This is a genomic window from Cronobacter muytjensii ATCC 51329 (genome assembly GCF_001277195.1).
GTDB lineage: Bacteria > Pseudomonadota > Gammaproteobacteria > Enterobacterales > Enterobacteriaceae > Cronobacter > Cronobacter muytjensii.
The window spans coordinates 4,199,738-4,212,811 of record NZ_CP012268.1 but is presented as its reverse complement, the minus strand read 5'-3'; the positions used below and the strand labels follow the sequence as shown (position 1 = coordinate 4,212,811).

Below are 13,074 nucleotides of genomic sequence, written 5' to 3'. Positions count from 1 at the left end.
CCAGAAAAGGACAAAAACCGGGTGTTTCAGGACGCCTTTTGCTGACCACCCGGTTCCCGTTAAGACATCAGCGGCAACAGCTGTCGGTAAAGCTGGCGGAAGGTTTCCCGCTGCTCGCCGTAGCGCTGATGGCGCACCGTATCTGGTTGATGCTGCTGTTCCAGCGGTAGCGGCGGCAATAGCGTGTTCAGCGCACGCTCCGGTGTCAGCGCAATCTGTGCAAGCCTTGCCGCGCCAAGCGCCGGGCCTACGTCGCCGCCGGTGCGATAATCCAGCGGCATGCCGCTGATATCTGCCAGCATCTGTCGCCAGTACGTACTCCGTGCGCCGCCGCCGATGAGCGTGACGCTTTGCGGCGTCACGCCGCACGCGTGCACCGCGTCCATACCGTCTGCCAGCGCATAGCCGACGCCTTCCAGCACCGCACGCGCCAGTTCAGCCGGGCCGTGCTCATGCGTCAGCCCGAAAAATACGCCTTTCGCCAGCGGGTTGTTATGCGGCGTGCGCTCGCCTGAAAGATAAGGCAGAAACCAGACCGTGCCCGCCTCTTCACGCGCGCGTTGCGCGGCGGCCAGCAGCGCCGGAACGTTATCCGCGCCCGTCAATGACGCGGCCCAGTCAAGGCATGACGCGGCGCTCAACATCACCGACATCAAATGCCAGCGCGCTGGTAAGGCGTGACAAAAGCTGTGTACTGCGCTCTCCGGCCTGGCGCGGAATCCATCGCTGACCGCAAAGTAAACGCCTGAGGTGCCGAGCGACAACATCGCGTCGCCAGGATCGGCAAGCCCGACGCCCACCGCACCCGCGGCATTATCGCCACCGCCTGCGACAACCGGCACCGCATCCATGCCCCAGGCCGAGGCAACGTCGTGCTTCAGCTCGCCAGTTATTTCACTGCCTTCGAACAGCGCAGGCATAGTCTCACGTTGCAGGTGACAGGCCGCCAGCATCGTGTCGCTCCAGTCGCGCTGCGCCACGTCGAGCCACATCGTGCCTGCCGCGTCAGACATGTCGCTCGCAAAAACGCCGGTCATGCGCAGCCGCAGATAATCTTTCGGTAGCAGCACTTTATCGGTTTGCCTGAAAATGTCTGGCTCGTGACGTTCAACCCACAGCAGCTTCGGCGCGGTGAAGCCGGGCATCATTAAATTACCGGTAATCGCGCGCGAATTGGGCACCTTTTCTTCAAGGATCTCGCACTCCTGCGCGCTACGTCCGTCATTCCATAAAATCGCCGGACGCAGGACACGTTGCTGTTTATCGAGCAGTGTGGCGCCGTGCATCTGGCCGCTTAAACCGATCGCTTTCACGTCTCGCAGGCTGCGCTGTGCGCCGAGCGCCTGCATGGCGCGGTCCGTCGCCTGCCACCAGCTTTCAGGATCTTGCTCCGACCACAACGGATGCGGACGGGAGACCTGCAGCGTTTCACTGTGCGAGGCCACCAGCGCGCCCTGCTCATCCAGCAGAATAACTTTTACCCCTGACGTTCCAAGGTCGATCCCAATGTACATAGCCAGCGCTCCTGAGCAAGAACGCCGCCCGAAGGCGGCGCCACGCGTTTACTTATCAAACAGATAATAATTGACCAGATTTTCCAGCAACTCCTGATGCCCGCTCTGATGTTGCGGCGCCAGATTGTGCTGCTCCGCGTACTGTGCCAGCTCGGCAAGCGACATTTGCCCTTTGAGGATCTGCTGGCCCAGCTCGCCGTTCCAGCCTGCATAGCGGCGGGCGACGCGTTTATCCAGTTCGCCATCTTCCAGCATTTTCGCCGCCACTTTCAGTGACAGCGCCATCGTATCCATCGCGCCGATATGGCCGTAGAAGAGATCGTATTTATCGGTGCTCTGACGGCGCACTTTGGCGTCGAAGTTCAGGCCGCCGGTGGTAAAACCGCCCGCTTTGAGGATTTCGTACATCACCAGCGCGTTCTCTTCGACGCTGTTCGGGAACTGATCGGTGTCCCACCCAAGCTGCGGGTCGCCGCGGTTCGCATCCACCGAGCCGAAAATACCGAGCGCAATGGCGCTGGCTATCTCATGATGAAAAGAATGCCCGGCAAGCGTGGCGTGGTTAGCCTCAATGTTGAGCTTAATCTCTTTTTCCAGGCCGAACTGTTTCAGGAAGCCATACACCGTCGCAGCGTCATAGTCATACTGATGTTTGGTCGGCTCCTGCGGTTTCGGCTCGATAAGCAGCGTTCCGCGAAAGCCGGTTTTATGCTTATGTTCCACAACCATTTGCATAAAGCGACCAAGCTGTTCGCGCTCCTGGCGCAGGTCCGTGTTGAGCAGCGTTTCATAACCTTCACGCCCGCCCCACAGCACATAGTTTTCACCACCCAACTGGTGCGTCGCGTTCATGGCGGTTACCACTTGCGTGGCCGCCCAGGAGAAGACTTCCGGATCAGGGTTGGTGGCGGCACCCGCGCCGTAGCGCGGATGGGTAAAGCAGTTGGCGGTGCCCCACAGCAACTTCACGCCGCTTTCCTGTTGCTTCTGCGCCAGCACCTCGATCATCTGGGCGAAATTATTCAGATATTCTTTTAGTGATGCGCCTTCCGGCGACACGTCGACATCATGGAAGCAGTAGTACGGCACGTTGAGCTTATGGAAAAACTCAAACGCCACGTCGGCTTTGCGCTTCGCAAGGCTGAGGGCGTCGCCCGCCTGTTGCCACGGACGCTCGAAAGCGCCCACGCCAAACATATCCGAGCCGTTCCAGCAGAAAGTGTGCCAGTAACAGGCGGCGAAACGCAGATGATCTTCCATACGTTTGCCAGCCACCAACTCGTCGGGATTATAATGGCGGAATGCCAGGGGATTCGTGGTTTTCGGGCCTTCGTAACGCACACGTTCAAGTTGGTCGAAATAAGTCGGCATAATTGACTCCGTAATCAGGGGCTGTTGCAGCGAGAATAAATTAATCCTGGAATTTCCTTTGCCGTTGCTCAATTACGTTATTTCACACTGCGATTAAGAGAATGCACAAATGTGCGCTGGCTCGCAAAAAACAGGTTTCTTTTACTCAATATTGCATTGCGGGATAAATTCCATTTTGTTTGTGAAACTTTTGGATTTAACATTTGAAATCCGATCGGCGTCATAAAATCAGAAATAAACAAAAAAACATAATCCAAAGATAAAAATCTGTAATTGATCGCCAGCCTTTCCGCGCTAAAAATTCCTGCGTCCGTAAGTGTGAATGTCCGTTTCGTCCCCGATGAATTAAGCCCATTCGTAACACTGGAACAGGTATAAAAACCATGAAAATAAAGCAGCTTATTCTTACCCTGTGCGCGTCGCTGGCGTTGACCACCTTCAGCGGCATCGCAAAAGACATTAAAATCGGTATGGCTATTGATGACCTGCGGCTGGAGCGCTGGCAGAAAGACAGGGATATCTTTGTCAGCAAGGCAGAGTCGCTGGGCGCTAAAGTGTTTGTGCAGTCAGCGAACGGCAATGAAGAAACGCAGATGTCGCAAATTGAAAACATGATTAACCGTGGCGTGGATGTCCTGGTGATTATTCCCTACAACGGTCAGGTATTAAGTAATGTGGTCGCCGAGGCGAAGCGCGAAGGAATTAAAGTACTGGCGTATGACCGTATGATTAATAACGCCGATATCGATTTCTATATTTCTTTTGATAATGAGAAAGTCGGCGAAATTCAGGCGCAAAGCCTGGTGGATCAGGTGCCGCAAGGCAATTATTTCCTGATGGGCGGCTCGCCGGTTGATAATAACGCGCGCCTGTTCCGCGACGGCCAGATGAAAGTGCTGAAGCCCTTTATCGATAGCGGAAAAATAAAAGTGGTCGGCGACCAGTGGGTTGATGGCTGGCTGCCGGAAAACGCGCTGAAAATTATGGAAAATGCGCTGACCGCAAATAATAATAAAATCGACGCCGTCGTCGCCTCTAACGACGCGACCGCAGGCGGGGCCATTCAGGCGCTGAGCGCGCAGGGCCTTGCTGGTAAAGTCGCGATTTCGGGTCAGGATGCCGACCTTGCCGGTATCAAGCGCATCATGGCCGGCACGCAGACCATGACCGTCTATAAACCTATCACCCAGCTTGCTAATACCGCGGCGGAAGTCGCCGTCGAGCTTGGCAACGATAAGCAGCCCAAACCCGACGCGACCCTGAATAACGGGCTGAAAGAGGTTCCGGCGCGCCTGCTAACTCCCATCAAAGTGGATAAATCCAATATCGAATCCACCGTTATAAAAGATGGCTTCCATAAAAAGAGCGATCTGTAATCTCGCGGCGTTCGCGGTATTTCGCGAACGCCAGGCCGCTGTTCGACCTCTGCAGGCGGAATCGTAATGCCTTATTTACTCGAAATGAAAAACATCACCAAAGCCTTTGGCGCGGTAAAAGCGGTAGATAGCGTGTCGCTCGCGCTGGCGCCTGGCGAAGTGATGTCGCTGTGCGGTGAAAACGGCTCTGGTAAATCAACCCTGATGAAAGTGCTCTGCGGCATTTACCCCTGGGGCAGTTATGAGGGCGAAATTGTGTTTGCCGGCGAGCCGCTCACGCCAACGCATATCCGTGATACCGAGCGTAAAGGTATCGCGATTATTCACCAGGAGCTGGCACTGGTGAAAAACCTGACGGTGCTGGAAAACATCTTTCTGGGTGCCGAAATCACGCGTCACGGCGTGCTGGATTACGATGCCATGACGCTGCGCTGCGAAAAACTGCTGGCCCAGGTGAGCCTGCACATTTCGCCGCATACCCGCACGGGCGATCTCGGGCTTGGGCAGCAGCAACTGGTGGAGATCGCGAAAGCGCTCAATAAACAGGTGCGTCTGCTGGTGCTGGATGAGCCGACGGCCTCACTTACCGAGCAGGAGACCGCGCTGTTGCTGGATATAATCCGCGATCTGCAACAACACGGCATCGCCTGTATTTATATCTCTCACAAACTGAATGAAGTGAAGGCGATTTCTGACACTATCTGCGTGATCAGGGATGGCAAACCCGTCGGCACGCGCCCTGCCGCGCAGATGAGCGAAGAAGAGATCATCGCCATGATGGTAGGCCGTGAACTGACGGCCCTTTATCCGAGCGAGCCACACAGCCCCGGTGACGAAATTCTGCGCGTTGAGAATCTGACGGCATGGCACCCCGTTAACCACCATATCCGCCGCGTCAGCGATCTCACTTTTTCACTGCGCCGTGGTGAAATCCTAGGTATCGCCGGGCTGGTCGGTGCCGGGCGCACCGAGGCGATGCAGTGCCTGTTTGGCGTCTGGCCGGGGCGCTGGCAGGGCAGCATCTTTATTGACGGCAAGCCGGTCACTATCCGCAACTGCCAGCAGGCTATCGCCCACGGTATCGCGATGGTGCCGGAAGACCGCAAAAAAGATGGCATCGTACCGGTGATGGCGGTTGGCCAAAACATCACGCTTGCCGCTCTGGATCAGTTTAGCGGGCCACTCAGCGCGCTGGATGCGGCGGCGGAGCAGCAGTGCATTCTCGATTCGCTGCAGCGGTTAAAAGTAAAAACGGCCTCACCGATGCTGGCGATTGGTCGCCTTAGCGGCGGCAATCAACAGAAAGCGATTCTGGCGCGCTGCCTGCTGCTCAATCCACGCATTCTTATTCTGGATGAACCGACGCGCGGCATTGATATCGGCGCGAAATATGAAATCTACAAACTCATCCACCAGCTGGTGCAGCAGGGTATTGCCGTTATCGTTATTTCTTCGGAGCTGCCGGAAGTGCTTGGCCTGAGCGACCGGGTGCTGGTGATGCATGAAGGCCGACTGAAAGCCAATTTAATCAACCATCAGCTGACGCAGGAACAGGTGATGGAAGCCGCACTGAGGAGCGACCGCCATGTCGAAAAGCAACCCGTCTGAAATTAAGCTGACCGCGACGTCAGCCTCGTCGCCGATATCTTTCCGCGCCCTGAACAAAATCAACTTTCAGGTGTTCGTCATGATCGCCGCCATTGTGGCCATCATGCTGTTTTTCACCCTGATGACGGAGGGCGCGTACCTGAGCGCGCGTAACATTTCTAACCTGCTGCGCCAGACCGCGATTACGGGCATCCTGGCGGTGGGGATGGTGTTTGTCATTATCTCGGCGGAAATCGATCTCTCTGTCGGCTCAATGATGGGATTGCTGGGCGGGGCCGCGGCCATTTTCGATGTCTGGCTGGGCTGGCCGCTTCCGCTGACGATTGTCGTCACGCTACTGCTCGGTCTGCTGCTGGGCGCCTGGAACGGCTGGTGGGTGGCGTACCGGAAAGTACCCTCGTTTATCGTCACCCTGGCGGGAATGCTGGCGTTTCGTGGCGTGCTGATTGGCATCACTAATGGCACAACGGTTTCGCCCACCAGCCCGGCGATGTCGCAGATTGGACAGAGCTACCTGCCGGGCGGCGTTGGCTTCGCCATTGGCGCGCTGGGGCTGGCGCTGTTTATCTTCTGGCAATGGCGCGGGCGCATGCGGCGTCAGGCGCTTGGATTAACGTCCACAGCGTCAACAGCGGTCGCGGGCAAGCAGGCGCTGACGGCGGTCATCGTGTTGGGCGCCATCTGGCTGCTTAATGATTATCGCGGCGTTCCGACGCCAGTGTTGATCCTGACGTTTCTGCTGCTGGCAGGCATGTTTATGGCGCTGCATACCGCCTTTGGCCGCCGCATTTACGCGATTGGCGGGAATCTGGACGCCGCAAGGCTTTCGGGTATCAATGTGGAGCGCACCAAGCTCGCGGTGTTCGCGATAAACGGCTTAATGGTGGCAATTGCCGGCCTGATTTTAAGCTCGCGGCTCGGCGCAGGCTCACCGTCGGCGGGAAACATTGCCGAGCTGGACGCCATCGCCGCTTGCGTCATCGGCGGCACCAGCCTTGCAGGCGGCGTCGGGAGCGTAGCGGGCGCGGTAATGGGCGCGTTTATTATGGCGTCGCTTGATAACGGCATGAGCATGATGGATGTTCCCACGTTCTGGCAATACATCGTCAAAGGCGCCATTTTGCTGCTGGCGGTCTGGATGGATTCCGCCACCCGCAGGCGCGTATAACCATAACCTGCAATGGATCACATTGCCGGTGCACGGTTATTCCGCCTGGCGGGATATGTGTTATTCAAACAACAGGTTCAAGGCCGGATACTGACACTATGTTTGAAAAGCGTCATCGCATTACGCTGCTGTTTAATGCCAACAAAGCTTATGACCGCCAGGTGGTTGAAGGGGTTGGCGAGTATTTACAGGCTTCTCAGTCAGAGTGGGATATCTTCATGGAAGAGGATTTCCGCACCCGGATTGAGAACATCCGGGAGTGGCTTGGCGACGGGGTGATCGCCGATTTTGACGATCCGGAAATTGAGCAGTTGCTGAAGGATGTGCAGGTGCCGATTGTCGGCGTCGGCGGCTCCTATCATCGCCCCGAACATTATCCGCCGGTGCACTACATCGCGACGGATAACTATGCGCTGGTGGAGAGCGCGTTTTTACATCTCAAAGAGAAAGGGGTACACCGTTTCGCTTTTTATGGGTTGCCCTCTTCCAGCGGCAAACGCTGGGCCGCCGAGCGCGAACATGCGTTCCGCGAGCTGGTAGCGCGTGAAAAATATCGCGGCGTCATTTATCAGGGGCTGGAAACCGCGCCGGAAAACTGGCAGCACGCGCAAAACCGGCTCTCTGACTGGCTGCAAACGCTACCGCCGCAAACCGGCATCATCGCCGTGACGGACGCGCGGGCGCGTCATCTGCTGCAGGTGTGCGAGCATCTGCATATTCCGGTGCCGGAGAAGCTTTGTGTTATCGGGATTGATAACGAAGAGCTGACCCGCTATCTCTCTCGCGTGGCGCTCTCGTCCGTGGCCCAGGGAACACGACAGATGGGGTATCAGGCGGCAAAATTGCTGCATCGCCTTCTGGATAACGAAAATCTGCCGCTGCAGCGCGTGCTGGTGCCACCCGCGCGGGTGGTGGAAAGGCGCTCTACCGATTATCGTTCATTGCACGATCCAGCCGTTATCCAGGCGATGCACTACATTCGCAATCATGCCTGTAAGGGCATCAAAGTCGAGCAGGTGCTGGATGCGGTGGGCATCTCCCGCTCTAATCTTGAGAAGCGTTTTAAAGAAGAAGTGGGCGAAACCATTCACGCCATGATCCACGCCGAGAAGCTGGAAAAAGCGCGCAGTCTGTTGATCTCGACCTCATTGAGCATTAACGAGATTTCCCAGATGTGCGGCTACCCGTCACTGCAATATTTCTATTCGGTATTTAAAAAAGAGTACGACACCACGCCAAAGGATTATCGCGACCGATTCAGTGAAGTGATCATATAGAACGTGCTGTTCCGTATGGTTACAACGTTAAGCGACGCTTATGCCGCTTCGCGTAAAAAAAAGAAGTGTGCTAACCGCTAACGACGACAATAAAAAACGTCTTCCGAAGAAGACGTTTTTTACGCTCAGGCCAGGAGAGCCGCTACATTAGTTGGTTGCCAGCAGGTGCTGATTATCCTGATACATGGCAAACAGATAATTGTTATAGCTTTTTCCTTTGGTGGAGTAGCCTTTCAGCTTATGGATCATATTGCTGGCGGTGACTTCCTGGTCCGCTTTACGAAGCTGCAGGCGGGATTTACGGAAAGAGGCATAAGCCGGATGCGTATTCAGGTTTACCGCATACGCATTAACGGATTCTTTAACAGAGTTAAAGGTTGAATACCCTTTCACTTTCCCGGGCGCGTTATTACAACGCTTATTGCCGCATTTCATGCCGAACAGATTGTTATTGTTACGGGCAAGTTTCGACGTACCCCAGCCGCTTTCCGCTGCCGCCATCGTCGCGACCATGCTGGCAGGAATAATATCAACGCGTTCAAGCAGCGTATTCCACGGTACACGACGCGTATTGCCGTTCCATTTCACCTTGTAGCGCTTCGCGATATCTTTCAGGCGCGCGCGCTCAGACGGCGACCACTGGGCGTCGTACTGCTTTGAAATAAGCCAGTTACGCTCAGCCGAAATGGCGGCATTTTGGCTGGTAATGTAAGGCATGACGGTCCGGAGAAACGCTTTTTTCCGTGGTGTTCCGGAAGGGTATTTTCGCAAATCAGGCAGTGAACCACTTATTACACTATTGCGAGAATACTCTTTTTTACTGCTTGCCAGTTTTTTACCGCTTGTCTTTTTAATATGGACTGTGTGGCTCTTTTTCGTCGTGTGCTGCGTTGCCAGCACTTCACCCGAAAATGCCAGGGTGGCTAACATACACAGCGCCGCCCCTAATCGTCGAATTGAAGTCGATATCATCAGGTCTCCTGGTCGGATTTCAGCATTCCAACACCTTATTATTTAATTAAATTTAAGAAAGGAATCTTAAATCGTATCAAAAATACCTCTATGGATCACCTAAAGAAATAAGTCGATTCTGAATTATGGCCTGAATCCTGCCGCTTAAATCACTGAAAATTAATAGTAAAAAGTGGAAATTTTAGCAATTTATGCTGGCGATGAGACGGCACGGCTCATCCTTGCGTTTCCTCCCCTTTCACTGCCGCTTAAGGATGAGGCTTTTGCAGCGTCGCCATGCGAGACTGGACAAAAATCGCACAGGATGCAGATAACTCATGAACCTCTCCCCTCTCGCGTTGTGTTTACTGCCCGGTATTGCGCTTGCGCAGTGGTCTACCCCCGGTCTTCCCGCGTTTAAGGAACAGACGCCAGGCGTGTTTGTCAGTAAAGGCGCGCTGAAAAAAGGCGCTGATCCGCTGCGCCTGACGCTTGATAACGCCTGCTGGCAACCCGCAGGCCCGGTCAGGCTCAACCAGATGCTCTCGCTTAAGCCCTGCGCTGAGCCGACGCCCGAGTGGCGACGCTTTCGCGACGGCAATTATCAGGTGCAGATAGACACGCGCTCCGGCACGCCGACGCTCATGCTGAGCGTGGAGCAGGAAGGCGAGAAAGCGACGACGGAAGTCGCGCGCCAGTGTCCGAAATGGGACGGTAAACCACTCACCATTGCCGTCAAAGAGACGTTCCCCGAAGGCAGCCAGGTACGCGATTTCTACAGCGGCAAAACCGCCACCGTCACGCAGGGGAAAATCACCCTCACGCCCGCGCCCGGGAGCAACGGGCTTCTGCTACTGGAACGCGCTGAATCACCCGCACAGGCAGCCTTTAACTGGCACAATGCCACCGTCTATTTTGTCCTCACCGACCGCTTCGTTAATGGCGACCCGACTAACGACAACAGCTATGGACGCCATAAAGATGGTATGCAGGAGATCGGCACCTTTCACGGCGGCGATCTCCGGGGGCTCACCGGCAAACTGGATTATCTGCAAACGCTTGGCGTTAACGCGCTATGGATAAGCTCGCCGCTGGAGCAGATCCACGGCTGGGTGGGCGGCGGCACTAAAGGCGATTTTCCGCACTACGCCTACCACGGCTACTACCCGCAGGACTGGACAAAACTCGACGCTAATATGGGTACCCCGGACGATTTACGCCAGTTGGTGGATGAGGCGCACCGGCGCGGCATTCGCGTGTTGTTCGATGTGGTCATGAACCACGCGGGCTACGCCACGCTTGCCGATATGCAGGAATTTCAGTTTGGCGCGCTCTACCTGAAAGGCGAGGAGCTTAAAAAAACGCTGGGCGACCGCTGGACGGACTGGCGTCCTTCACCGGGTCAGAGCTGGCACAGCTTTAATGATTACATTAACTTCAGCGATAAAAGCGCATGGGATAAATGGTGGGGGAAAAACTGGATCCGCACGGATATCGGCGACTATGACAGCCCGGGCTTTGATGATCTCACCATGTCGCTCGCTTTCTTACCGGACCTGAAAACCGAATCGACGCAGCCCTCCGGCCTGCCGCATTTTTATCAGCACAAGCCCGACACCGCCGCGCAGGCTATCGACGGCGCCACTCCGCGCGATTACCTGACGCGCTGGCTCAGCCAGTGGGTACGCGATTACGGTATTGACGGTTTCCGGGTGGACACGGCAAAACATGTTGAGCAGGCAGCCTGGCAGCAGCTTAAAAATGAAGCCAGCGCCGCGCTCGCCGACTGGAAAGCGAATAACCCCGATAAAAAACTTGATGACGCGCCGTTCTGGATGACGGGCGAATCCTGGGGCCACGGCGTGATGCAGAGTGATTACTATCGCCACGGCTTCGACGCGATGATCAATTTTGATTATCAGGAGCAGGCGGCAAAAGCCGCCGCCTGCCTGGCGTATATCGACCCAACCTGGCAGCAGATGGCAGAAAAACTTCAGGGCTTTAACGTACTGAGCTATCTCTCCTCGCACGACACCCGGCTGTTCCGCGAAGGCGGATCGCGCGCGGCAGAGCTGCTGCTACTCGCCCCTGGCACCGTGCAAATCTATTACGGTGACGAGAGCGAGCGGCCTGTCGGGCCTGGCGGATCGGATCCGCTCCAGGGCACGCGATCGGATATGAACTGGCAGGATCTCACCGGAAAAAGCGCGGCGACGCTGGCGCACTGGCAAAAGCTCGGGCAGTTCCGCGCGCGTCACCCGGGCATTGGCGGCGGCAAACAGACCACGCTTTCACTTAACCAGGGCTACGGCTTTGTACGCCAGCAGGACGATGACGTCGTCATGGTTATCTGGGCGGGTCAGCAGTAAACGCCAGGCGGCGCGTCTTTCCCCACGCGCCGCCCTTTTAACCAGCATTAAATCCTGTCAGTCTTTACCATCGAAACATTTTGCATCAGAAAAGCGTTCACCCGCCGATTTGCACCATGCCAGTTGTAGCGCTATGGTTAGCCTCTTTTTAAAAGAATGCGACAGACTGACCGCTATGACGTTTTCACTTTTCGGCGACAAATTTACCCGCCATGCAGGCATTACGCGCCTCATGGAGGATCTCAACGACGGATTACGCACCCCTGGCGCTATCATGCTGGGCGGCGGAAACCCGGCGCAAATCCCGGCGATGAATGCCTATTTCCAGGAGCTGCTGGCCTCGATGCTGGAAAGCGGCAAAGTCACTGATGCGCTTTGCAATTATGATGGTCCGCGCGGAAAAAGTGAGCTGCTGGTGGCCCTGGCGGGGATGTTGAGAAAAGAGTTTGGCTGGGATGTTGAACCACAGAATATTGCACTGACAAACGGCAGCCAGAGCGCATTTTTCTACTTGTTTAACCTGTTTGCTGGCCGTCAGGCAGACGGCACCTCGAAAAAGGTGCTGTTCCCGCTCGCGCCAGAATACATCGGCTATGCAGATTCGGGGCTGGAAGAGGATCTGTTTGTCTCCGCACGCCCGAATATCGAGCTGCTGCCGGAAGGCCAGTTTAAATACCACGTCGATTTCGAACATCTGCATATCGGCCCGGAAACCGGCATGATTTGCGTGTCGCGTCCGACCAACCCGACGGGTAACGTCATCACCGACGAAGAGCTTATCAAGCTCGACGCGCTGGCAAACCAGCACAATATTCCGCTGGTTATTGATAACGCCTACGGCCTGCCGTTCCCCGGCATTATCTTCAGCGAGGCGCGCCCGCTGTGGAATCCTAATATTATTCTTTGCATGAGCCTCTCCAAGCTCGGCCTGCCGGGCAGCCGTTGCGGCATTATCATCGGCAACGAGAAAGTCATTTCCGCCATCAGCAACATGAACGGGATAATCAGCCTGGCGCCGGGCGGCATCGGGCCGGCGATGGCTTGTGAAATGATCAAACGCAACGACCTGCTGCGTCTGTCGCAGGACGTGATTAAGCCTTTTTACCAGCAGCGCGTACAGGAGACGATCGCCACGATTCGCCGCTACCTCTCGCCGGAACGCTGCCTGATCCACAAGCCGGAAGGCGCGATTTTCCTGTGGTTGTGGTTTAAAGATTTGCCGATCACCACCGAACTGCTTTACCAGCGCCTGAAAAAGCGCGGCGTGCTGATGGTGCCGGGCGATTTCTTCTTCCCGGGGCTGGATAAACCCTGGCCGCACACGCATCAGTGCATGCGCATGAACTATGTGCCGGAGCCGGAGAAAATCGAAGCGGGCGTGAAAATTCTGGCCGAAGAGATCGAACGCGCCTGGCAGGAAGCAGGTCAATAACGCGTACT

The 13,074-nt window shown here is 55.9% G+C and carries 9 protein-coding genes; 6 read left to right on the top strand and 3 right to left on the bottom strand.

Annotated features, from left to right (window positions below; translation table 11 throughout):
• Positions 1-59: 59 nt before the first annotated feature.
• Together xylB and xylA are read right to left on the bottom strand one after the other, a co-directional pair.
• Positions 60-1,514 carry a xylulokinase gene (gene xylB / locus AFK63_RS19275; protein ID WP_038866721.1) on the bottom strand — a complete coding sequence of 485 codons (1,455 nt, stop codon included), beginning with the start codon at positions 1,512-1,514 and terminating at the stop codon, positions 60-62.
• A gap of 48 nt (positions 1,515-1,562) precedes the next feature.
• The gene (gene xylA / locus AFK63_RS19270; protein WP_038866718.1) at positions 1,563-2,885 is read right to left on the bottom strand and encodes a xylose isomerase; all 1,323 of its coding nucleotides are present in this window, start codon (positions 2,883-2,885) and stop codon (positions 1,563-1,565) included.
• A gap of 383 nt (positions 2,886-3,268) precedes the next feature.
• Here xylA and xylF point away from each other — a divergent pair, with 383 nt between their 5' ends.
• The 4 genes from xylF (at position 3,269) to xylR (ending at position 8,314) form a co-directional block, all read left to right on the top strand.
• Complete coding sequence (gene xylF, locus AFK63_RS19265) at positions 3,269-4,261, top strand: D-xylose ABC transporter substrate-binding protein (protein ID WP_038866717.1); 993 nt, start codon at positions 3,269-3,271, stop codon at positions 4,259-4,261.
• Positions 4,262-4,327: 66 nt separating this feature from the next.
• Positions 4,328-5,869 carry a xylose ABC transporter ATP-binding protein gene (locus AFK63_RS19260; RefSeq protein WP_038866715.1) on the top strand — a complete coding sequence of 514 codons (1,542 nt, stop codon included), beginning with the start codon at positions 4,328-4,330 and terminating at the stop codon, positions 5,867-5,869.
• Positions 5,847-7,037 carry a xylose ABC transporter permease XylH gene (xylH, locus tag AFK63_RS19255; protein WP_038866712.1) on the top strand — a complete coding sequence of 397 codons (1,191 nt, stop codon included), beginning with the start codon at positions 5,847-5,849 and terminating at the stop codon, positions 7,035-7,037. The genes AFK63_RS19260 and xylH overlap by 23 nt, the downstream gene beginning before the upstream one ends.
• 98 nt (positions 7,038-7,135) lie before the next feature.
• Positions 7,136-8,314 carry a D-xylose utilization transcriptional activator XylR gene (gene xylR / locus AFK63_RS19250; RefSeq protein ID WP_038866710.1) on the top strand — a complete coding sequence of 393 codons (1,179 nt, stop codon included), beginning with the start codon at positions 7,136-7,138 and terminating at the stop codon, positions 8,312-8,314.
• Positions 8,315-8,461: 147 nt separating this feature from the next.
• On the opposite strand, the gene AFK63_RS19245 is transcribed toward xylR, so the two are convergent.
• The gene (locus tag AFK63_RS19245; protein WP_071603762.1) at positions 8,462-9,286 is read right to left on the bottom strand and encodes a protein bax; all 825 of its coding nucleotides are present in this window, start codon (positions 9,284-9,286) and stop codon (positions 8,462-8,464) included.
• Between the two features lie 317 nt (positions 9,287-9,603).
• Between AFK63_RS19245 and AFK63_RS19240 the strand changes: the two genes are divergently transcribed.
• Positions 9,604-11,634: an alpha-amylase gene (locus tag AFK63_RS19240; protein ID WP_038866705.1), complete on the top strand. Its 2,031-nt coding sequence runs from the start codon at positions 9,604-9,606 to the stop codon at positions 11,632-11,634.
• A 175-nt stretch (positions 11,635-11,809) separates the two neighbouring features.
• Complete coding sequence (gene avtA, locus AFK63_RS19235) at positions 11,810-13,066, top strand: valine--pyruvate transaminase (RefSeq protein ID WP_038866703.1); 1,257 nt, start codon at positions 11,810-11,812, stop codon at positions 13,064-13,066.
• Positions 13,067-13,074 lie beyond the last annotated feature (8 nt).

Coding starts and splice junctions, on each gene's coding strand:
- xylF (WP_038866717.1), top strand. CDS start 3,269: ATGAAAATAAAGCAGCTTATTCTTACCCTGTGCGCGTCGCTGGCGTTG.
- avtA (WP_038866703.1), top strand. CDS start 11,810: ATGACGTTTTCACTTTTCGGCGACAAATTTACCCGCCATGCAGGCATT.
- AFK63_RS19240 (WP_038866705.1), top strand. CDS start 9,604: ATGAACCTCTCCCCTCTCGCGTTGTGTTTACTGCCCGGTATTGCGCTT.
- xylA (WP_038866718.1), bottom strand. CDS start 2,885: ATGCCGACTTATTTCGACCAACTTGAACGTGTGCGTTACGAAGGCCCG.
- xylH (WP_038866712.1), top strand. CDS start 5,847: ATGTCGAAAAGCAACCCGTCTGAAATTAAGCTGACCGCGACGTCAGCC.
- AFK63_RS19245 (WP_071603762.1), bottom strand. CDS start 9,286: ATGATATCGACTTCAATTCGACGATTAGGGGCGGCGCTGTGTATGTTA.
- xylR (WP_038866710.1), top strand. CDS start 7,136: ATGTTTGAAAAGCGTCATCGCATTACGCTGCTGTTTAATGCCAACAAA.
- xylB (WP_038866721.1), bottom strand. CDS start 1,514: ATGTACATTGGGATCGACCTTGGAACGTCAGGGGTAAAAGTTATTCTG.
- AFK63_RS19260 (WP_038866715.1), top strand. CDS start 4,328: ATGCCTTATTTACTCGAAATGAAAAACATCACCAAAGCCTTTGGCGCG.